We start from the raw sequence: 21,148 nt of genomic DNA on the forward strand, positions 1-21,148 counted from the left end.
GCCGGCGCTCGCGCCGGCACGGTGACACGCATCCGCGCGTCGCCATCCATCGTGTTCAGGAGATGAGATCCGTGACCAAGAACCCCTTCGCGCGCGCCGTGCCGGCCGCGCTGCTCGGCGCCGCACTGTCGGTGTCGACGTTCGCCCCGCCCGCCTTGGCAGACATCAAGGATTACCGCTTCGAACTCCTGCAGCAGGAGGCGAAGGTCGGCGAGGCCGTCATCGCCGTCCGGCTCGTCGACCAGCGGAACGGCAAGCCGGTGACCGACGCCGTGGTCTTCGCCAAGCGCCTCGACATGGCCCCCGACGCCATGGAGGAGATGGCCACCAAGGTGGAGCAGGTCCCCTCGACCGAGCCCGGCGTCTACCGCTTCAAGGCCAAGCTCTCGATGCAGGGCCGCTGGCGCCTGTCGCTGGCCGCCAAGATCCAAGGCGAGACCGGCACGGTCGAGGACAGGCTGGTCCTTCAGGCCGCGAGATGACCCGCCAGGCATGGTTCGCCGGCACCCTCGCCGCGCTCGCGGCGGGGGGCCTCGGCTACTGGGCCGGACAGCAGGACGGTCCCGTGCCGGCGCTGGTCGAGCGGGCCCGGCACGGCGTCGCCCGCTTGCTGCCCGCCGCGCAGGCGCCGGCTCCGTCCAAGCCCGCGTCCGGACCGGTGGTCTACTACCGGGACCCGGACGGGAAGCCCGCCTACTCGGCGTCGCCGATGGTGACGGCGGACGGCCGGGAGTTCCGGGCCGTCCGCGCCAGCGAGGACGTGCGCTTCGACGACGAGGACGGCGAGTCTATGCCCGCGGACATGGCCGGGCACGACGCGGAGCCGGTCGAGGCGGCCAAGCCCGGCGGCGACGCCCGGCGCGTCCTCTACTACCGGAACCCGATGGGGCTGCCGGACACCTCGCCGGTGTCGAAGAAGGACTCGATGGGAATGGACTACATCCCCGTCTACGCGGGCGAGGACGAGGGCGGCGTCGTGACGGTCTCGCCGGGCAAGGTCCAGCGCACGGGCGTGCGGACCGAGCTCGCGGAGCGCCGCGTCCTGTCGGTTCTGGTGCGGGCGCCGGGCAGCGTCGAGGAGGACGAGCGCCGCGTCTCCGTCATCGCCATGCGCACGGACGCCTTCATCGAGAAGGTCGAGCCGGTCACCACGGGCGACCACGTCCGCAAGGGCCAGCCGTTGCTGCGCCTGTTCGCGCCCGAGATCAACGCGGTCGCGGCCCAGTACCTGACCTCCATCGGCTACGAGGGCGGCCGTCGGCGCCTGGAGAACCTCGCCATCCCGCCGGAGGTCATCGACGAGATCGAGCGAACCCATAAGGTGCCACCCTCCATCACATGGTTCGCGCCCCGGGACGGCGTCGTGGTCGAGCGCAACGTCTCGGACGGGATGAAGGCCAAGTCCGGCGACGTCCTGTTCCGCATCGTCGACCACACTCGTGTCTGGGTGCTAGCCGACGTGACCGAGCGCGACTTGGCCGGGGTAGCGGAGGGGCAGAGGGCGACGGTCCGGGCGCGGGCCTTCCCGGACCGGACCTTCAGCGGGACGGTGACCCGGATCTACCCCCACCTCAACATGGAGACCCGAACCGCCCGGCTACGTATCGAGTTGCCGAACCCCGACGGCGCCCTGCGCCCGTCGATGTACGCGGACGTCGAGATCGCGACAGGCGACGCCAAGCCAGTGGTGGCGGTGCCCGACGACGCGGTCATCGACACCGGCGAGCGCCAGGTCGTGCTGCTCGACCACGGCGAGGGGCGCTTCGAGCCGAAGCCGGTGACGGTCGGCCTCCGCGGCCGGGGCTACGTCGAGATCCGCGAGGGGGTCACGGCCGGTGACCGCGTGGTTACCGCGGCGAACTTCCTGATCGACGCCGAGAGCAACCTGAAGGCGGCGCTGCAGGGCATGACCGCGCCCAAGGATGACCGGCAGGCGGCGAGCGCGGGAGGCACGCCGTGATCGCCCGCCTGATCGGCTGGTCGGCCCGCAACCTCGTCCTGGTGCTGATCGGGACCGTGTTCGCGGTGGCGACCGGCGTCCTGGCGCTCAAGACCCTGCCGCTCGACGCCATCCCCGACCTCTCGGACGTGCAGGCCATCGTCTACACCGAATACCCCGGGCAAAGTCCGACGACCGTCGAGGACGTCGTCACCTTCCCCCTCACGACCGCCATGCTGACGGTTCCGAAGGCGAAGGTGGTGCGCGGCTTCTCGTTCTTCGGGGTGTCCTTCGTCTACGTCATCTTTGAGGACGGCACCGACCCGTACTGGGCGCGCTCGCGCGTGCTGGAGTTCCTCAACGGTGCAGCGAGCCGCCTGCCGGTCGGCGTGACGCCGACCCTCGGACCCGACGCGACCGGTGTGGGCTGGGTCTACCAGTACGTCGTCGTCGCGAAGGAACGGACGCTCGCCGAGCTTCGGTCGCTGCAGGATTGGGTCATCCGGTTCGGGGCCTCGCGCGCGGAGGGCGTGGCCGAGGTCGCGGGCGTCGGCGGGTTCGTGAAGCAGTACAACGTCGTCGTGGACCCGAACCGGCTGCGCGCGCAGGGCATCAGCCTCAACAAGCTCCGGGACGCCATCCAGTCGAGCAACGCCGACGTCGGCGGGCGCACGGTCGAGCTGTCCGAGTTCGAGTTCATGGTGCGCGGGCGCGGTTACCTGAAGAGCGTCGCCGATATCGAGAACATCGTGCTCAAGACCGTGGGCGGCACGCCGCTGCGGCTCCGGGACGTCGCCCGGGTCGAGCTCGGGCCGGACGAGCGCCGCGGCATCACCGAGATGAACGGCGAGGGCGAGGTCGCCGGCGGCATCGTCCTGCAGCGCTTCGGCGCCAACGCACTCAACGTCATCGAGGGGGTGAAGGCGAAGCTCGCAGAGGTCGCGAAAAGCCTGCCGGCCGGCACCGAGATCCTGCCGGTCTACGACCGCTCGCAGCTCATCGACGCGGCCATCGACACCCTGCGCCACACGCTGGTCGAGGAGAGCATCGTCGTCTCTCTCGTCTGCATCGTGTTCCTGCTGCACGTGCGCAGCGCGCTCGTGGCCATCCTGATGCTGCCGGTCGGTATCCTGATGGCCTTCGCCGGCATGAGGGCGCTCGGAATTGGCGCCAACATCATGAGCCTGGGCGGCATCGCCATCGCGGTCGGCGCCATGGTCGACGCCGCCATCGTGATGATCGAGAACGCCCACAAGCACCTGGAGCGGGCGCCCCCGGGCAAGCCGCGGGTCGAGGTCCTCGTCGAGGCCGCTGCGGAGGTCGGGCCGTCCCTGTTCTTCTCGCTCCTCGTCATCACGGTGAGCTTCCTGCCGATCTTCACCCTGGAGAGCCAGGAGGGACGGCTGTTCGGGCCGCTCGCCTTCACCAAGACCTTCGCCATGGCGGCGGCGGCGCTCCTCTCGGTCACGCTGGTGCCAGCCCTGATGGTGCTGTTCGTGCGCGGGCGCATCGTCCCGGAGCACCGCAACCCGCTGAACCGGCTCCTGATCTGGCTGTACCGGCCTCTCATCGCCGGCGTTCTGCGAGCCCGACTCCTCACCATCCTGCTCGCCGTCGGCGTACTGGCCGCGACCGCTTGGCCGGCCCGGCAACTCGGATCCGAGTTCATGCCGGAGCTCGACGAAGGCACGCTGCTCTACATGCCGACGACCCTGCCGGGCATCTCGGTGACCAAGGCCGGCGAGCTCCTCGCCACCCAGGACCGCATCATCAAGAGCTTCCCCGAGGTGGCCTCGGTCTACGGCAAGGCTGGGCGCGCCAACACGGCCACCGACCCCGCGCCGATGGAGATGTTCGAGACGGTCATCGCCTTGAAGCCGAAGGCGGAGTGGCGCCCGGGCGTGACGCTCGCGAGCCTCAAGGCGGAGATGGACGCGGCCCTGCAGTTCCCGGGTGTGTCGAATGCCTGGACGCAGCCGATCCGCGCGCGCATCGACATGCTCTCGACGGGCATCCGCACCCCGGTGGGCGTGAAGGTGCTGGGCACCGACCTCAGGGCGATGGAGGGGGTCGCCCGCCAGGTGGAGACGGTGGTGCGGGCCGTGCCGGGCACGTCGAGCGCCTATGCCGAGCGGGTCATCGGGGGCTACTTCCTCGACATCACGCCGGACCGCGAAGCGCTCGGGCGCTACGGCCTGATGGTCGGGGACGTGCAGGACGTCGTCGCGACGGCCCTGGGTGGGCAGTCCGTGACGAACACGGTCGAGGGCCGCGAGCGCTACACCGTCAATGTGCGCTACCCGCGCGCCTTCCGCTCGGACCCAAGGGCCATCGCGACAGAGGTCCAGGTGCCGCTGCCGACCGGCGGCACGGTGCCGCTCGGTGAGGTGGCGAAGGTCGAGCTCACCCGAGGGCCGACCTTGATCCGCACCGAGAACGGGCATCTCGCGGTCTACCTCTTCGTCGACATCGCCGGGCGAGACCTCGGCGGCTACGTCGCCGAGGCGCGCAAGGCGGTGGCAGACGCGGTGCGGCTTCCCCAGGGCACGACCCTGCAGTGGAGCGGACAGTACGAGTACCTGGAGCGTGCGGAGGCGCGCCTCGCGGTCGTGGTGCCGCTGACGCTGCTGATCGTGTTCCTGCTGCTCTACCTGAACTTCCGGCGCCTGACCGAGACACTCATCGTGATGCTGTCGCTGCCTTTTGCCCTGGTCGGCGGGGTGTGGCTGCTCTGGTGGATGAGCTTCAACCTGTCGGTCGCTGTGGCGGTCGGCTTCATCGCCCTGGCCGGCGTCGCTGCCGAGACCGGGGTGATCATGCTGGTCTACCTCGACCACGCCCTCGACGAGGTCCGCGCCCAGTGCGAGCGCGAGGGACGCCCGCTCGCGCGCCCGGACCTGCGCCGGGCCATCATGGTCGGCGCGGTCGAGCGGGTCCGGCCCAAGATGATGACGGTCGTCGCCATCATGGCGGGCCTGCTGCCCATCCTCTGGAGTACCGGTTCAGGCTCCGAGGTCATGCAGCGCATCGCGGTGCCGATGATCGGCGGGATGGTCTCCTCGACTGCGCTGACCCTGGTGGTCATCCCGGCGGTCTACGCCCTGGTGAAGGGGCGGGGCCTACCCCCGGCCGGCGCGGTCCGCGAGGGGACGGATGGTGAGGCGATGCGGCTGCCGCAGGCGGCCGAGTGAGAGCGAACGGGAGATGACGATGAGGAGCGATGCGATGCCATCCAGACGTACCGTGCTCGTGGGTTTGGCGGTGGGGCTGGTGCTTGGACGGGGCGCCTTGGCGGAGGGGCCGCCGACGGTCGCGGTGACCAAGGACCCGAGCTGCGGCTGCTGCGAGAGATGGGTCACCCACCTGCGCGAGGCCGGCTTCACCGTCACCGTGACCGAGGGCCCGGTGAACCCGCTCAAGATCCGCCTGGGGGTGCCTCGCGAGCTTGCCTCCTGCCACACCGCCCAGGTCGGCGGCTACGTGATCGAGGGGCACGTCCCGGCCGGGGCGATCAAGCGGCTCCTCGCGGAGCGGCCCGAGGGAATGGGTCTGGCCGTGCCGGGCATGCCGGTCGGTTCGCCCGGCATGGAGGTCGAGGACATGCAGCCTGATACCTACGACGTCGTCCTGTTCGGGAAGGACGGTCGGTCGACGTTCGCGCGGTACCGCGGCGGGGAACTGGCCTGAGGCCACGGCGGATTCAGCGCTCGGGCATCGCCGCCGCCGGCGCGGCCGCCTTCGCCCCCGACTTGGGCGCGGGCTTCGGACGCTGATCCCACATCACGTAGCCGGCCGGCGGGTCGTACTCGTGCGGGCGCATGACGGAGGCCTGCCCCTCCGCGGTGACGAGCCCCGGGAACAGCGCCCTCTCGATATGCTCCCGGTAAGCGCGATCTTGTGCGGGGTGTGCGACAGGATGTGCTGCGAGTGGGTCCGGCCCGGGGGGCTGACGCTGACGAGCTTCTTGCCGGGAAAGCGCTTGGCGAACAGCTTGGCTGTCGCCGCCTGGTCCGTATCGGCGGTCAGGAGATATGCAGTATCCATGACATCCTGTACTACATCGTCATAGACGCTAAGCGCGAGATTGATGTCCGTCGCCTTCTCGGTCGGCTTCTGCCAAATGGAGCCGCAATCCCGGCACTTGGCATCTTCATGACTGAAGTGGCCAAGGACGGTCTCGACGCCGACCAGCTTGAGCGCCCGGACCAGGCGTTCATAGCGGATTTTCTTGCTGTGATCGCCCGGGTAATAGGCCGTGCAGAACACGACGCGGACGAGCTCCTCCGACTGGCGCGGGATGATCGACTCCCCCAGCTTCCAGAAGTTGCACCACTTCAGAAAGGGCTCTCCTAAATCATTGACGGAATGATACAAACTAAAGCCGTCGATGTAGAGTGCAGCCCGGATCCTGGATTTTCCCGCTTGACTATCCAGCTCCATGCACTCATATCCGATCCGTCAACGCTGAACGGTGCGCCGTCAGCAACCCATGGGCTCCGGCCCGTGTGAAGCCCACAGGTTCCAACCTGTGGGCTTCTTGGTTTCCGAGGCTGTTCTATTCTGAGTTCGCCTCGCGTGGTACTGTCTTTTTGTCTCTCGCGAGTTGACCGCGCCGGCCCTTCCGGCTTTGGCCGCCGGCATGGTATCCCCGGGCCTCGTAAGGTCGCGGTGGCAAGCCTGCGATGCTCGTCGGGCGGAACGGGGCGGTTCGCGTGGAACGCCATTCCTGGGGCCAGAGGAACGCGGGCCGCCGCCGTCGCATCAGGCCGCACGTCCGGACCGCCGCGCGCCGAGCCTTCGTCGCGATCACGGTCGCTGTCCTCGCCGTCGCGTGCTGCGGGTTCGCGGCCAAGGGGCTGTTCGCGAGCCGAGTGCTGATGACGCCCTACGTCGCTCGCTGACCCCCGCGCCCAGATCGCTCACGCGGGTTCACCCAACGGCGATAGCGCCTCGATGATGCGGCAGTCGGCGACCGACCCGCAGCCGCACTGGCCGATGACCTCGCGGAGTTCCGAGGCGAGCCGGGTCAGGTCGGCCAGCTTGCGCTCCACGTCGGCGAGATGGGCGCGGGCGATGGTGTCGACCTCGCCGCAGGAGCGATCCCGGTCGTCCGCCAAGGCGAGCAGGTCCCGGATCTGCTCCACGGTGAAGCCGAGGGCGCGACCGCGGCGGATGAAGCTCAGCCGGCGCAGGTGTTCGGGCCCGTAGAGCCGGTAGTTCCCGCTCGACCGCGCCGGCGGGGGCAGCAACCCGACCTTCTCGTACCACCGGACCGTTTCGACACGGGTCTGCGTGGCCTCCGCGAGGCTGCCGATGGTCATGGAAGAAGCGGTCCGCACGGCCTTGACCCTGTAGTGACTACAGGGTGCATGTAGGGGGCCTTCCCAGTCCGGACCAGGAGCCCGGCGAACGGAGCGCACCATGAGCCAGGCCGCCGGCGCGGACCGCACATCCTTCCCCACGAACGGTCCGCAGGCCCTGCGCTACAGGGTCAAGGGCATGGACTGCCCGACCTGCGCCGGGAAGATCGAGACCGCCGTCTCCCGGCTGCCGGGCGTCGCGGACGTGCGCGTGAACTACGGCAGCCAAGTCCTCGACCTCGCGCTCGATGAGGCTGCGACGCCGAGGACCGAATTGGAGGGGCGGATCGAGCGCCTGGGCTACGGCGTCGCGCTGCTCCCCACGGCCGCGGACTTAGCCATGGCCCAAGCCTCGGGCGGCGCCCCGCCCGCCGGGACCGCGGAGGAGCCTGAGCCGCCGCTCTGGCGGAGCCGGAAGGCGCGGCTGGGCATCCTGATCGGCGCCCTGTTCGCCGCCGGCTTCCTGGTCGAGCGGATCGCGCCGGGCCTGGCGGGCGAGTACGCCTACTGGCCAGGGGCGCTCGTCGGGCTCGCCTATTACGGCCGCCGCGCGGCCGTGGCGGCGTTGGCCGGCACGCCCTTCTCCATCGAGATGCTGATGTCGGTCGCCACCGCGGGGGCGCTCGCCATCCACGCCGCCGAGGAGGCCGCCATCGTCGTGCTGCTCTTCACGGTCGGCGAGATGCTGGAGGTCGTGGCGGCGGGCCGGGCGCGTGCCGGCATCAAGGCGCTCGCCGCCCTGGTGCCGAAGACCGCCCGCCTCGTCGACGAGGCCAATGGCACCATCCGCGAGGTGGCCGCTGCGTCGCTGGCCATCGGGCAAGTCGTGGTCGTGAGGCCGGGCGACCGTGTGCCTGCCGACGGGGTGATCACCGACGGCGCGTCGAGCCTCGACGAGTCCCCCATCACTGGCGAATCGGTCCCGAAGCCCAAGGAGGTCGGCGACCCGGTCTACGCCGGCAGCGTCAACGCCGATGGCGCGCTCCAGGTCCGGGTCACAAAGACGGCGGCCGACAACACAGTCGCCCGCATCCTGCACCTCGTCAAGGAGGCGCAGGCGTCGAAGTCGCCCACGGCGCGCTTCATCGACCGGTTCAGCGCGGTCTACACGCCCATCGCGTTCGCGTTCGCGGCCGCCGTTGCGGTCGTGCCGCCGCTGCTCGGCGCCGATTGGGGCACCTGGATCTACCGGGGCCTGGCGCTCCTCCTCATCGCCTGCCCCTGCGCGCTGGTGCTCTCGACCCCCGCGGCCATCGCCTCCGGACTGGCCGCCGGTGCGCGACGCGGGCTGCTCGTCAAGGGCGGCGCCGCACTGGAGGTCATCGGGCGGGTGCACACGGTCGCGTTCGACAAGACCGGGACGCTGACCGCCGGACGGCCGCGGGTCTCGGACATCCTGGTCTTCGCCCCGGACGCGTCGGAGCGCTCGCTTCTCGGGTTGGCTGCCGCGGTCGAGAGCGGAAGCGGCCACCCCATCGCCCGGGCCATCCTCGACCGGGCGAGCGCGGACGGGGTGCCGCTGCGCCCGACGCGGGACGCCCGCGCCATCCCCGGCAAGGCGGTGTCGGCCACGGTGATGGGTCAGACGGTGCTCGTCGCCTCCCCACGCCACGCCGCCGAGAGCGCGCGGCTCGGCCCCGAGGCCGAGCGCGCGGTCGCGGACCTGGAAGCCGGCGGCAAGACGGTGGTCATCGTCGTCCGCGGCGCCGAGGCCTTGGGCGCCATCTCGGTCCGGGACGAGCCCCGCGCCGACGCGGCGGCCGGCATCTCGGCCCTGCGGAAGCTCGGCGTCCGCAGCGTGATGCTGACCGGCGACAACCGGCGCACGGGCGAGGCGGTCGCGTCCGAACTCGGGCTCGACGTGAAGGCCGAGCTCCTGCCCCAGGACAAGCTCGCCGAGATCGCGGCCCTGAAGGCGGCGGCTCCGGTGGCGATGGTCGGCGACGGCATTAACGACGCGCCGGCGCTCGCCGCCGCCAGCGTCGGCATCGCGATGGGCGGCGGCACCGACGCGGCCCTGGAAACGGCGGACGCGGCGGTGCTGAACGACCGGGTGGGCGACGTGGCGGCGCTGGTCTCCCTCTCTCGGGCGACCCTGGGCAATATCCGCCAGAACGTCGCGATCGCCCTCGGCCTGAAGGCCGTGTTCCTAATGACGACCGTCGCAGGCATCACCGGCCTCTGGCCGGCCATCCTGGCCGACACCGGCGCGACCGTCCTGGTGACGGCCAACGCGCTCCGTCTCCTGAGGGCCTGATGATCTCCCTGTCAGGGTGGGCCGGCCGGGCGGCGACCGTGGCCGGGGTGGCGGGGGCCGCCGCGGCCATAGACCTCGTCGCCAAGGCGGTGGCCGAGGCGTGGCTGGAGGAAGGCGCCGTCAGGGGCGCACTGCCCTTCGTCGACCTGAGCCTGTCATTCAACTACGGCATCAGCTTCAGCCTGTTCCCGGCGCACGACCCGTCCTCCCTGGCACTGCTCCTCGCCATCCAGGGCACGCTCACCTGCCTCGTGGCCGGCTGGGCCCTGGCCGCGGGCGGCGGGCTCGAACGCCTCGGGCTCGCCGCGATAGCGGGCGGGGCCGCCGGCAACTTCGTCGACCGGCTCGTGGACGGCGTCGTCACGGACTACCTCGACCTGCACACCGGCGGCATCCGCTGGTTCACCTTCAATTTGGCGGACGTCTGGATCTCGACAGGCGTGGTGCTGCTGCTCCTCGACGGACTTCCCCTGCGGCGGAGGCATCGCAGCGCCGGGGATCCGATCCCGTAAGCGGCCCGCTTCCGCCGAACCACAGCCACGGCAACCTGTCATCAACCCTTCGAGCCCAGGCTCGGAGGCCGACCTCGGCGAGGCCGACATGCTGAAGACGACAACGTTCGGTCTGGCCCTCCTCCTGGCGCTGTCCGCCTGCCAGGACGGCCAGTACGCGGCCTCGACGCGTCACCTCGCGCCGATCCCGCCGGCGACCCTGGCCCTGATGTCGGCCAAGGGTGTCTCGCCGGCGGATCCGATCCTGATGCGGGCCTACAAGAAGGAGTCCGAGATCGAGCTCTGGAAGCGCGGCACGGACGGCAAGTACGCCCTCCTGAAGACCTACGCGATGTGCCGCTGGTCGGGTCAGCTGGGGCCCAAGACCCGGGAGGGGGACCGGCAGGCGCCGGAGGGCTTCTACGCGGTGACGCCCGCGTCCATGAACCCGAATTCGAGCCTTTATCTCTCGTTCAATCTCGGGTACCCGAACGAGTACGACCGCTCCCTGGGACGCACCGGCGCGCACCTGATGGTGCACGGCTCGTGCTCGTCGCGGGGCTGCTTCGCGATGACGGACGAGGTAATCTCGGAACTCTATGCCGTGGTGCGGGAGGCCTTCGCGGGCGGCCAGCGCGCCGTCCAGTTCCAGTCCTACCCGTTCCGCATGACGCCGGAGAACTTGGCCCGGCATCGCCAGGACCCGAACATCGCGTTCTGGAGGAACCTCAAGGAGGGGTCCGACCGGTTCGAGGTCACGGGGGCCGAGCCGGGCGTCGGCGTCGCCGATGGCCGATACGGGTTCGATGCCGGCGACGAGGCCACGGCCGGCGCGGTCGCGCGGAAGCAGGCGGATGACGAGCGGCAGGTCGCCGCCCTCGTGGCGAGCGGGACGCCGGCCGTCCGACTGGTGTACGAGGACGGCGGCCAGCACCGGTCGTTCCGGGAAACCATGGTCGCGGCCGGAGGCGGTCTCGGCGAGGTGAGCCGCCCCGAGGCTCTGGCCGCAGGGCCGCGTGAGGTCGCTATGCCGGCCGCGGGCCCAGTTGCTCTCGCCGGCAAGCGCGAGCCGGTCCGGGGCGCGGCGGCGCTCAAGCCGACGGGGCCCGGCGGGACCGAGGCGGAGCGCCAACGCCTTCTCAAGATCTTCGCCGCGGCCGGGGCCGGTCAGGAGTGACGATCCTGCGTCCATCATTCCGCCGGGGCTGAACCGATGGCCATCGACGCCTCAAGCGTGGGCTTCCTCGCGGCCTTCGCGGCCGGCGCCGTGTCGTTCCTATCGCCCTGCGTGCTGCCTCTCGTTCCGGGCTACGTGTCTTACGTCGCCGGGCAGTCGGCCGCCGGCGAGCGCGACAGCCTGCGCACGCTCGGCCTGAGCCTTTGCTTCGTGCTCGGGTTCACGACCGTCTTCGTCGCGTTCGGCGCGGGGGCGAGCGCGCTCGGCTTCGCCCTGCTCGCCCATCGCGAGGCGCTGAACCTCGCCTCGGGCTTGCTGGTGATCCTGTTCGGCCTGTTCACGGCCGGTCTGCTGCGGCCCGCCTGGCTGCAGCGTGAGCTGCGCTGGCACGGCGATCCGCCGGGTCGGGGGCCCGTCGCCGCCTATCTCCTCGGAACGGCCTTCGCCTTCGGATGGACCCCGTGCATCGGTCCCGTCCTCGGTGCCATCCTGGCAGTCACGGCCTCCTCGGCCTCGGGCAAGGGCGTCGCCCTGCTCACCGTCTACTCGCTCGGGCTTGGCGTGCCGTTCGTGGCGGCGGCCCTTTTCCTGTCAGGCTTCGTCGCGCGCCTTCGGACCCTACGCTGGTTCGGTCGTGCGCTTCAGCTCGTCGGCGGGGGCGTGATGGTGGCGATGGGGCTGCTGATGGTGACCGACCGCATGAGCGCCGTGGCTTCCCTCCTCGTGGAGGCCTTCCCCGTGCTTGGGCGGATCGGTTGAGGCATGGTCCTCCGCAGGCGTGCTGTTGAGCATGCGACTGCAGGCTGCCACGAGCGTGAGCCGGCCCTTGTTGAAGAACAAGATTCGGCACTATCCTGGGTAAGCCGCGCACATCGCCGCGAGGGCCTCAGGGGCGTGGGCCGAACAGGATCACCGTCATGCCGACGAGGCAGATCGCACCGCCCGTAACGTCCCATCGGTCCGGACGGTAGCCTTCCGCACCCCATAGCCAGAGGATGGCCGCCACGATGTAGATGCCTCCGTAGGCCGCATAAGCCCTGCCTGCCGCCTCGCTCTCGACTAAGGTAAGCAGGTAGGCGAAGAGCGCAAGCGATGCCATGCCGGGGAGCAACCAGAGGGGTGATCTGTCCAGGCGCAGCCAGGCCCAGAACGCGAAGCATCCAACGATTTCGGCGAGGGCCGCGCCCGCATAGGCGAGGAAAGTCGTCATTTCTGAGTGGTCTCGTTGCTCTTGAAGTCTGTCAAGCTTGCAATGCGAGGTCCGCGATCCTGATAGGACTGCCGCTGGTTCGCGTGGTGCTCACGGATACTGTTCGGCGACCTGCCGGAACAGAGCGGCGCCACCGTCGTCCTCGTCATGGCTGACCGGCGCCGTGGCGCGGGCGCCGCCGAAGCGCGCATAGAGGGCCGGAAGTACGACCAGGGTCAGCATGGTGGCGCTGATCAAGCCGCGGATGAACACGGTCGCGAGCGGCTTCTGGACCTCCGTGCCGGTCCCCGCCGCCAGCGTCACCGGGACGAACCCGAGCGAGGGCAACAAGCGCGGTCATGGCGTCCTTCAGGATGGCGATCAGCGCCGGCACGAAGGTCAGCGACAGGACGAAGGCGGCAACGAGCGCGATGATGACGGTCGGCGCCATCGGCTCGAACATCTTGCCCTCGACCCTGGCCACGCCCGGCACGGTCTTGATCTGCGGCCGGACGATCCATTCCTGGAAGGTCCGCAGGTAGGCGGCCTTCTCCAGCTCCGTCCTCAGCCCCAGTCCCTCAGGTGTCAGGTATATGTCGTCCGATTGCCAGCCCGGTTCGCCTAAACACGACGCCTTCCACGCGTCGGGCGCCGTGTAGCGCACGGTCCACATGAATATCTCGTCGAGGCCGGTCATGATCGGCCCCATATGAGGCTGGAATTCGGACGGCCGCCCCTCGCGCGCCTCGCCTAGGCGCTCCACCAACTGGCGGCGGGCGAAGTAGACCTTGACCTCGTCGGCGAAGACCGCCGTGACCTGGGAGAAGTCGTTACGCGAACGCAAACGGATGTATTCCGAACCCTTGATGCCGGCGAGCGTGGTCTCGACCGGTCAGGTCACCTGCTTCTCGATATCGAAGGGCGAGAGCGTGGGCGCGACGGTGTTGAACAGCACCTGGTTGCTGTTGATATCGGGCACGAAGTCGAGCCAGCCCTGTCGAACGGGGAAGGCGAGGATACGGGAGATCAGGTCCGGTCGCCCTCAGTCGTCGCCCGCTTCGGATTTGCGGAGCTCGGCCTTGAGGATGAAGGAGTTGGCAACCGCGATGGTGGCGCCCGACTTCAGTCCGGAGACGACCTCGTAGGAATCGTCGTCCGAGCGTCCGAGCTCGACCTCCCGCTTCTCGAAGCCCTCCTCAGTGCGCACGAAAACGACGCGCTCGCCCCCGACCGTCTGCAGGGCGGCCTTCGGGACGTGCACCTCGACCGCGTCGTTCGCGATCTCCACCCCGGCAGTGACGAAGGCGCCGGGGCGCCATGCAAGGTCAGGGTTCGGCAGGGCGACGATGACCCGCGCCGAGCGGGTGTCCGGGTTCAAGAACGGGCTGACGAAGACGACCTTGCCGTCGGCATGGCGGCCGCCGGCCTCATGGGCATGGGTGACAGCTACGGGTGCGCCCTCCCGAACCATGGCGAGCTCGTGTGTCGGCACCGACAGCTCGATCCATACGGTCGAGAGGTCGGCGACGGTGTAGATGTCGGCGGGGTCGCCCTTGCCGCCGACCGTCGTCCCGACCTCGACCTTGCGCTCGACGACCCGGCCGGCGAGCGACGAGCGGAGCTCGTACCGGCGCAGGGTGGATTGGTTCAGGGTGGCACCTTCTCGTTTCTGTGCGGCTGCGACATCGGTCGCGCTCAGCCCGAGGGCGGACAGCTTCTGGCTGGCGAGGTCGACGCGCAAGGTGGCTTCCGTGTAGGTTGCCCTGGTCCGCAGGTAGACCTGCTCCGACGAGATGCGCTTGTCCCAGAGCGCCTGCTGCCGGTCGAAGTTGGTCTTCTCCAGCTCGGCGCGTACCGAGGCGATGAGGTACTCGCTCTTGGCGTCGGCGACGTCACGGCTTTCGAGGACGGCGACGATCTCGTCCTTGGCAACCCGGTCGCCGAGGCGCTTGCGCATCTCCGTGACGGTACCCACGACCCGGGCCGGGACGCGCGCGATCCGGTCGGTGTCGGGGGTGATGGCGCCGGGTACCAGGAGGTGCCGGGCGAGCGTGCCGCCCTCGACTTTCACGACCGAGATGTTGAGCGCCGCCACCTCCTCGGGTCCCATCCTGATTGCGCCCTTCTCGGGGTGCTCCTCGCCCGGCTCGTACCCGTGCTTCCCGATCTCGTGGCCGTTCGTGGCCTTGGGGGTTCCCGGCTTCTTGACGTCGTCATCTCCGTCGGGCGGCGTCCCAGCCTTCGAGGGTTCATGGTTGGCGGTGATGGGTGGCACGATGATGGTGAACAGGTCTTTCGGCAGCCCGGCGGCGGCCAGATTGTCCTGGACGAAGCGGGCGACGGCGGGGACGGCTGCGCCTATGGCGATGCCGGTGGCCAGGAGGACCGCGAACAGGAGGATGCGCATGGGGGCCGCTCGACAAGGACGCCGGACGGCCCGCTTGGGCGGTCACGGTCGTTCCCGTTGGATCAGGTGATGGACGAACCGGCGCCGAGATGTGGGCCGGGCGAACGCGCTCTTGGGAGCGCGGCGTCACCTTACGCGCGGGGCGGTCTCGCCAGTCGGTCGGGAGTGACGGAGGTCGGAACCTCGGCCACCCAGGAAAAGCCCAGGCCGGCGAACTCCGTCGACGGCGTGACGTAGGAGGAGACTTGGAGAGGGGCCACCTGATGGCAGCCACAAAGGAGGCGGCAGGCCAAACCCGGATTGCCGGCCTCGGTGGGCATGGGCGTGACTAGCGTCCCCACATCGATTGCGTTGTGGTAGCGGCCGCCATGATCAGCAAGATCGTCGCCGGAGCCCGCAACGGTCGAAACGATGAACATGGCCAGGGCGAGCAAGAGCGCGCGGGCACCGAATGCGCACCACTCCTGCAACACGGCACAACGCCTATGCCAACCGCCGACACCCATCGAGGTTCTTATGCGCGATTTTGGTTTGTTCGCACAAGAACAACCATCACGCCCCGACCCTCCCAAATCGGGAAGCCCCACTACCCGCGGCACGTCATCAAAGAAAGCGCGTCCTGTTCCGTTACAAGATCGGATGCGGCGGCTGCACCAAGCCCATCACCTGCACCATCCAAGCCATCGAGCCGTGCGTTCAAGTCGGGATCGATTTGCGGGCCAATCTCGTGTCCGTGGCCGCGGATCCGGCTGAGCCGCTGCTCGCGGCAGCTTGAAATGCCGCAGCGGCAACCAAACCTTCATCCCCCCATTTTCGTTTCACATGCGGACATGGTCCCGCCACCGAAATCGGTGTAAGCCAGACCTCATGAGCCTCGACCGGCAAATCATGCGCCTGACGGCGGTGGTGATCCTCGCGATCATCGCCTACGTCGCGCCGTCTGCCGTCCAAGCCCACGACGGCCATGCCCACCACGGTCGTCATCAATCAACGACTCAGGCGAACGCAGCGCCTCCCGTCGCGACGAGGCCGATTACCCTCCCGTCCCGCATCGTCGGTGGCCCTGCCGAAACCCGGCTTGCGCTCGACGGACAATCCCCGGCAGCCGAGCCGCTGTCTTCGCTGCAGGCTGACGATGCCGGTGGGAGATGCTGCCCTGTCGGCTGCAGGGGCTCATGCTGCGGGACGATGGTATGCTGCCCGTCCGGCGTCGTCGCCGGCGCCGCGTCGCTTTCCAGGCCCCTGTCTGGGAACGTCGTGCTGATCCCGCACGACGTCGACGCCCGTTCAGGCGTCGACCCCGAGGCCCTGCCCGAGCCCCCACGAACCCTCGCGTGAAGTAGGGCGCGCCTGAGGCGCGCGACGCCCGGAATGCGCCCGCTATCGGCGCCGTCCGGACTTCCCGACGCGAGGATTCCTATTCATGTCGACCCGTTTTGCCGCCGCCTATGGCGTGGTGGCGCTGCTTGCTGCCGTCCTAACGGGGCCTGCGCTTGCCCACGAGGGCCACGACCACGGCGCCGTGCCGCCGCCCCTCTCGAAGACCATCGCGCCGCGCGGCGAGGCGCTTTCGGACGCCTTCGAACTCGTCGCCGTCCCGCGCGACGGCACCCTGACGCTGTTCCTCGACCGCTTCCGGACGAACGAGCCGGTGCCCGGCGCGACCATCGAGGTCGAGACGCCGGACGGTCCCAGGGTCGCGACCGCCACGACCGACGGCGGCTACGCGCTGCCGGTCCCGTGGCTGTCGAAGCCCGGCCGGCACGAGCTCCTCGCGACCGTCACGGCCGGGGACGCGGTCGATGTGCTGACCGTGGCGATCACAGTGCCCGACCCGAAGGTCGCCGCGGCCGCGGCGCCTGCCAAGCCGGCCCCGGCTCAGGCTGCCCTGGCGCGCGTCTCCGAGGTCGCCCACGGCATCAGGGAACGGCTGATGGCCAAGGACCCGGCCCTGGTGGCCGCGGTCGCCGTCGCCTTCCTGCTCGGCGTGCTCGTGACGGCGCTCGCACGCGGGCGCCGTGGCGCGCCGGCGGTGGCGCTGGTCGCCATCGGCATCACCCTCGTCCTCGGCACCGCCGCCTTCGCGCACGGCGACGAGGACCACGGCTCAACCGTTGAGGGCGCCGCCCTGATCGAGCCGCGCCAGACGACGCCGGCCTCGTCGGACCTCGCGCAGCGCCTGCCCGACGGCTCCGTCTTCGTGCCGAAGCCGACGCAACGGCTGCTGGTCCTGCGCACCATCATGACCGAGCAGGGCAGCTTCCACCGCTCGGTCGAGTTGCCGGGCCGCATCATCCCGGACCCGAACGCCAGCGGCGTCGTCCAGTCCTCGGTCGGCGGACGGATCTCGCCACCGCCGTCCGGCGTCTTCCCTCGCCTCGGCACGAAGGTTCGCAAGGGCGACGTGCTCGCCACGGTGACGCCGCCGGTCCAGGCCGTCGACGTCTCCGACATGCGCCAGCGCCAGGGCGAACTCGACCAGCAGATCGCCATCGTCGAGCGCCGGGTCGAGCGCTACCGGAAGCTCGCCACGACCGGCGCCGTCGCCACGACCCAGCTCGACGACGCGGTCGCGGAGCTCAATGGCCTGCACGACCGCCGCGCGGCCCTCGACAAGATCCGCCAGCAGCCCGAGGCCCTGGTCTCGCCCGTCGACGGCGTGGTGGCGCAGGCGACCGCAGTGGCCGGGCAGATGGCGGCGCCCGGCGCCATGGTCTTCCAGATCGTCGATCCAAACCGCCTCTGGGTCGAGGCCCTCAGCTTCGACGCTCTGACCGCGGCGCAGAACGCTACGGCCCGTCTCGCCGACGGACGGACCCTGAAGCTCGCCTACCAGGGCACGGGGCTCGCCGACCGCAACCAGGCCATACCGGTCCAGTTCGCGGTCCAGGGCGACGCCTCCGGCCTGCGGGTCGGCCAGTTCGTCACGGTGCTGGCCGGGACCGACACCGAGCAGGCCGGCCTGGCGCTGCCGCGCTCTGCCGTGGTGCGCACCGGCAACGGGCAGGACGTCGTCTACGAGCACACCACCGCCGAGCGCTTCGAGGCGCGGCCCGTTCGGGTCGAGCCGCTCGACGGCGGCCGGGTGCTCGTGGCCGAGGGGATCGGGTCCGGTAAGCGGGTCGTGACCCAGGGCGCCGAACTCCTCGACCAGGTTCGCTGAGGAGGCCGCCCGATGTTCACCTTCCTCGTCAGCCAGTCGGTCCGCAACCGCCTGCTCGTCCTCGCGCTCGCCGCGGTGCTGGTACTGTACGGCGCCTTCACCGCGACCAAGCTGCCGGTCGACGTCTTTCCCGACCTCAACAGACCCACCGTCACGGTCATGACGGAGGCGGAAGGGTACGCCCCCCAGGAGGTCGAGCAACTCGTCACTTATCCCATCGAGACCCGGATGAACGGTCTCCCCGGCGTGACCCGCGTGCGCTCGGTCTCGGGCGTGGGCCTGTCCATCACCTACGTCGAGTTCGACTGGGGGACCGACATCTATCGGAACCGGCAGCAGGTCGCGGAGCGCCTGTCCCTCGTCCAGGACCAGCTGCCCCGCGGCGTCACCCCTGTGATGGGCCCTGTCTCCTCGATCATGGGCCAGATCCTGCTGGTGGCGGTCACCAGCGAGACCGCGACCCCCATGCAGGTGCGCGAGGTCGCCGACTTCACCATCCGGCCGCGCCTGCTGACCATTCCGGGCGTGGCGCAGGTCATCCCCATCGGCGGCGAGGTGCGCCAGTTCCGGGTCAGCCCCAACCCAGCGGCGATGCGCGCGCTCGGGGTGACCAATGCCCAGCTGGAGACGGCGCTGGCGCAGTTCGGCACCAACGCCGGCGGCGGCTTCACCGATCAGAACGCCCGCGAGTACCTGATCCGGAGCATCGGCCGGACCATGAGCCTCGACGACCTGCGCAACCTCGTGGTCGCGACGGTCGCCGACACGCCTGTATACCTGCGCCAGGTCGGGGAGGTGTCCTTTGCCGCGAAGGTGAAGCGGGGCGACGCCGGCTACATGGCCAAGCCCGCGGTCATCGTCTCGGTCGAGAAGCAGCCCGACGTCGACACGGTGCGGCTGACCCGCAGCATCGAGACCGCACTGAAGGAACTCAACCCGAACCTGCCCGGCGGCATCAAGGCCGACCAAGTGCTGTTCCGGCAGGCAGACTTCATCGAGACCTCGATCCGCAACGTCGAGCGCGTCCTCGTCGAGGCCGTGCTGGTCGTGGCGGTGGTGCTGTTCGCCTTCCTGCTGAACGTGCGCACCACGGCGATCTCGCTGCTCGCCATCCCGGTCTCGGTGCTGACGACCGCGGTGGTGTTCCACCTGTTCGGGCTGTCCATCAACACGATGACGCTCGGGGGCCTGGCCATCGCCATCGGCGAGCTCGTCGACGACGCGGTGGTCGATGTCGAGAACATCTACCGGCGGCTCGGCGAGAACCGAAAGGCCGGCAACCCGAAGAGCGTGTTCCAGGTGGTGGTGGAGGCCTCGAACGAGGTGCGCTCCGGCATCGTCTACGCGACGCTGATCATCATCCTGGTGTTCGTGCCGCTCTTCGCCCTCTCGGGCATCGAGGGCCGGCTCTTCGCACCCCTGGGGCAGGCCTACATCATCTCCATCCTGGCGAGCCTGCTCACCTCCATCACCCTGACGCCGGTGCTGGCGTCGCTGCTGCTCCCGGGGCTCAGGAACCTTGAGGAGCACGACAGCCGCTTCCTCAAGCTGCTCAAGCGGGGCAACGCCGCCCTGCTGCGGGTCGCCTTCCGGCACAAGGGCTGGCTCGTCGGAAGCGTCGCCGTGGCGGTCGCCGCCGCGGGCGTCGCCGCCTGGAACCTGCCCCGGGCCTTCCTGCCTCCGTTCAACGAGGGCTCGTTCACGGTCAGCATGACCTTCAACCCGGGCATCTCGCTCGCCGAGAGCAACCGGGTCGGGCTGATCGCCGAGAAGCTGCTCCTGGACATCCCGGGCGTGAAGGCGGTGGGCCGCCGGACCGGTCGGGCCGAACTCGACGAGCACGCCGAGGGCGTCCACTCCTCCGAGATCGACGTGGCGCTCGACGAAGGTACGAAGCGTCCGAAGGAGGCGCTGGTCGCCGACATCCGCGGGCGCCTCGCCGCCCTTCCGGTGGCGGTCAACGTCGGCCAGCCGATCTCGCACAGGCTCGACCACATGCTCTCGGGCGTGCGGGCCGAGATCGCGCTCAAGGTGTTCGGCGACGACCTCGACGCCCTGCGGCGGGTCGCGAACTCCCTGCGCGACCGCATGGCCTCGATCCCGGGTCTCGCGGACCTGCAAGTCGAGCGGCAGGTGCGCATCCCGCAGCTTGAGGTGCGCGTCGACTACACCCGGGCGGCCCTTTACGGCGTCCAGCCCGCGGCCGTCGTCGAGCAGATCAGCCGCCTCTCCAACGGTCGGGTGGTCTCGACGGTCGTCGACGGCGTGCGCCGCTTCGACGTGGTATTGCGCCTCGCCGAGAACCGCCGGACGACGACGGGGCTGGGCGACCTCCTCCTGGAGACGCCCTCGGGCTGGGTGCCGGCGCGCCAGGTCGCCGACATCCGCGAGACCGACGGGCCGAACCAGATCCTGCGCGAGAACGCCCGGCGCCGCATCGTGGTGCAGGCCAACACCACGGCCGGCACCGACATGGCGACCGTCGTGGCCGCCATCCGCGAGGCGGTGGCGAAGGAGCCGATGCCGCCCGGCTTCTTCACCAGCCTGGAAGGCACTTTCCAGGCGCAGGAGGAGGCGAGCCGGACCATCGCGGCGCTCTCGGCGCTCTCTCTGGCCCTGGTCTTCGCCATCCTGTTCAGCCGCTACCGCTCGGCCGCCCTGGCGCTCATCATCATGGGCAACGTGCCGCTCGCCCTGATCGGCTCGGTGGCCGCGCTCTGGCTGGTGGGGCAGCCGCTCTCGGTGGCGTCGATGATCGGCTTCATCACGCTGACCGGCATCGCCGCCCGCAACGGCATCCTGAAGATCAGCCACTACCTGAACCTGTCACTGCACGAGGGTATGCCGTTCGGGCCCGACCTCGTGGTGCGCGGCAGCCTGGAGCGGCTGACCCCGGTGCTGATGACGGCGCTCTCGGCGGGCGTGGCGCTGGTGCCGCTGCTCTACGACGCCGCGAGCCCGGGCAAGGAGATCCTGCACCCGGTGGCGGTGACGATCTTCGGCGGCCTCGTCAGCGCGACGCTGCTCGACACCTTCCTGACCCCCGTCCTGTTCCTGCGCTTCGGCCGCAAGCCGCTGGAGCGGCTGCACGCCCTGCACGCCGAGGCGCCGGCCGACCCGTCCCCGGACGGCGCGCGACCGCGCCCGGCCGAGGCCTACTGACCC

General features: G+C 70.0%; 17 protein-coding genes and 1 pseudogene. 12 read left to right on the plus strand and 6 right to left on the minus strand.

Features of this window, described 5'->3' with window-relative positions:
- The first annotated feature begins 71 nt into the window (after positions 1–71).
- Genes ACPCJR_RS06490 through ACPCJR_RS06505 form a run of 4 tightly spaced genes read left to right on the plus strand, consistent with a single transcriptional unit; the run spans position 72 to position 5,626 of the window.
- Positions 72–482 carry a FixH family protein gene (locus ACPCJR_RS06490; RefSeq protein WP_096486602.1) on the plus strand — a complete coding sequence of 137 codons (411 nt, stop codon included), beginning with the start codon at positions 72–74 and terminating at the stop codon, positions 480–482.
- Positions 479–1,960, plus strand: a complete 1,482-nt coding sequence (locus ACPCJR_RS06495) for an efflux RND transporter periplasmic adaptor subunit (RefSeq protein WP_166060454.1) — start codon at positions 479–481, stop codon at positions 1,958–1,960. Before ACPCJR_RS06490 ends, ACPCJR_RS06495 begins: the two co-directional genes overlap by 4 nt.
- Positions 1,957–5,130, plus strand: a complete 3,174-nt coding sequence (locus ACPCJR_RS06500; protein WP_238307885.1) for an efflux RND transporter permease subunit — start codon at positions 1,957–1,959, stop codon at positions 5,128–5,130. The genes ACPCJR_RS06495 and ACPCJR_RS06500 overlap by 4 nt, the downstream gene beginning before the upstream one ends.
- Before the next feature lie 19 nt (positions 5,131–5,149).
- Positions 5,150–5,626 (plus strand): DUF411 domain-containing protein, encoded by a 477-nt coding sequence (locus ACPCJR_RS06505; protein WP_238307884.1) that lies wholly within the window; start codon positions 5,150–5,152, stop codon positions 5,624–5,626.
- A gap of 93 nt (positions 5,627–5,719) precedes the next feature.
- Here ACPCJR_RS06505 and ACPCJR_RS06510 read toward each other — a convergent pair whose 3' ends face one another.
- Together ACPCJR_RS06510 and ACPCJR_RS06515 are read right to left on the minus strand one after the other, a co-directional pair.
- Positions 5,720–6,379, minus strand: coding sequence for an NYN domain-containing protein (locus tag ACPCJR_RS06510; RefSeq protein ID WP_238307883.1), 660 nt, complete (start codon positions 6,377–6,379; stop codon positions 5,720–5,722).
- Between the two features lie 479 nt (positions 6,380–6,858).
- Complete coding sequence (locus tag ACPCJR_RS06515) at positions 6,859–7,260, minus strand: MerR family transcriptional regulator (protein WP_007557643.1); 402 nt, start codon at positions 7,258–7,260, stop codon at positions 6,859–6,861.
- A gap of 100 nt (positions 7,261–7,360) precedes the next feature.
- Here ACPCJR_RS06515 and ACPCJR_RS06520 point away from each other — a divergent pair, with 100 nt between their 5' ends.
- The 4 genes from ACPCJR_RS06520 (at position 7,361) to ACPCJR_RS06535 (ending at position 11,983) form a co-directional block, all read left to right on the plus strand.
- Positions 7,361–9,556, plus strand: a complete 2,196-nt coding sequence (locus tag ACPCJR_RS06520; protein ID WP_238307881.1) for a heavy metal translocating P-type ATPase — start codon at positions 7,361–7,363, stop codon at positions 9,554–9,556.
- Positions 9,556–10,068 (plus strand): signal peptidase II, encoded by a 513-nt coding sequence (lspA, locus tag ACPCJR_RS06525; RefSeq protein WP_003607368.1) that lies wholly within the window; start codon positions 9,556–9,558, stop codon positions 10,066–10,068. The genes ACPCJR_RS06520 and lspA overlap by 1 nt, the downstream gene beginning before the upstream one ends.
- An 88-nt stretch (positions 10,069–10,156) precedes the next feature.
- Positions 10,157–11,224: a L,D-transpeptidase family protein gene (locus tag ACPCJR_RS06530; RefSeq protein WP_238307880.1), complete on the plus strand. Its 1,068-nt coding sequence runs from the start codon at positions 10,157–10,159 to the stop codon at positions 11,222–11,224.
- Positions 11,225–11,260: 36 nt separating this feature from the next.
- A complete protein-coding gene (locus tag ACPCJR_RS06535; RefSeq protein ID WP_238307879.1) occupies positions 11,261–11,983 on the plus strand; it encodes a cytochrome c biogenesis CcdA family protein in 723 nt (240 codons plus the stop codon).
- 127 nt (positions 11,984–12,110) lie between these two features.
- On the opposite strand, the gene ACPCJR_RS06540 is transcribed toward ACPCJR_RS06535, so the two are convergent.
- Both ACPCJR_RS06540 and ACPCJR_RS06545 read right to left on the minus strand, forming a co-directional pair.
- The gene (locus ACPCJR_RS06540; RefSeq protein WP_003596966.1) at positions 12,111–12,434 is read right to left on the minus strand and encodes a YnfA family protein; all 324 of its coding nucleotides are present in this window, start codon (positions 12,432–12,434) and stop codon (positions 12,111–12,113) included.
- A 90-nt stretch (positions 12,435–12,524) separates the two neighbouring features.
- Positions 12,525–12,737: an efflux RND transporter permease subunit gene (locus tag ACPCJR_RS06545; protein WP_158022301.1), complete on the minus strand. Its 213-nt coding sequence runs from the start codon at positions 12,735–12,737 to the stop codon at positions 12,525–12,527.
- A gap of 35 nt (positions 12,738–12,772) precedes the next feature.
- On the opposite strand from ACPCJR_RS06545, the gene ACPCJR_RS06550 reads away from it, so the two are divergent.
- Positions 12,773–12,955 carry a hypothetical protein gene (locus ACPCJR_RS06550; RefSeq protein ID WP_017484334.1) on the plus strand — a complete coding sequence of 61 codons (183 nt, stop codon included), beginning with the start codon at positions 12,773–12,775 and terminating at the stop codon, positions 12,953–12,955.
- Here ACPCJR_RS06550 and ACPCJR_RS06555 read toward each other — a convergent pair.
- Both ACPCJR_RS06555 and ACPCJR_RS06560 read right to left on the minus strand, forming a co-directional pair.
- Positions 12,880–13,443 (minus strand): annotated as a pseudogene (locus ACPCJR_RS06555) (efflux RND transporter permease subunit); the annotation flags it as partial. The gene ACPCJR_RS06550 and the pseudogene ACPCJR_RS06555 overlap by 76 nt on opposite strands.
- A gap of 12 nt (positions 13,444–13,455) precedes the next feature.
- Positions 13,456–14,820, minus strand: coding sequence for an efflux RND transporter periplasmic adaptor subunit (locus ACPCJR_RS06560; RefSeq protein ID WP_238307878.1), 1,365 nt, complete (start codon positions 14,818–14,820; stop codon positions 13,456–13,458).
- A gap of 867 nt (positions 14,821–15,687) precedes the next feature.
- Between ACPCJR_RS06560 and ACPCJR_RS06565 the strand changes: the two genes are divergently transcribed.
- The 3 genes from ACPCJR_RS06565 to ACPCJR_RS06575 all read left to right on the plus strand — a co-directional run bounded on the left by ACPCJR_RS06565 (position 15,688) and on the right by ACPCJR_RS06575 (position 21,145).
- A complete protein-coding gene (locus ACPCJR_RS06565) occupies positions 15,688–16,158 on the plus strand; it encodes a hypothetical protein (RefSeq protein WP_017484333.1) in 471 nt (156 codons plus the stop codon).
- An 85-nt stretch (positions 16,159–16,243) separates the two neighbouring features.
- The gene (locus ACPCJR_RS06570; protein WP_238307877.1) at positions 16,244–17,983 is read left to right on the plus strand and encodes an efflux RND transporter periplasmic adaptor subunit; all 1,740 of its coding nucleotides are present in this window, start codon (positions 16,244–16,246) and stop codon (positions 17,981–17,983) included.
- Between the two features lie 12 nt (positions 17,984–17,995).
- A complete protein-coding gene (locus ACPCJR_RS06575; protein WP_003596977.1) occupies positions 17,996–21,145 on the plus strand; it encodes an efflux RND transporter permease subunit in 3,150 nt (1,049 codons plus the stop codon).
- Positions 21,146–21,148: the final 3 nt, after the last annotated feature.

This window comes from Methylobacterium sp. NPDC097929, from assembly GCF_049543375.1.
In the GTDB taxonomy this organism is placed as follows: domain Bacteria; phylum Pseudomonadota; class Alphaproteobacteria; order Rhizobiales; family Beijerinckiaceae; genus Methylobacterium.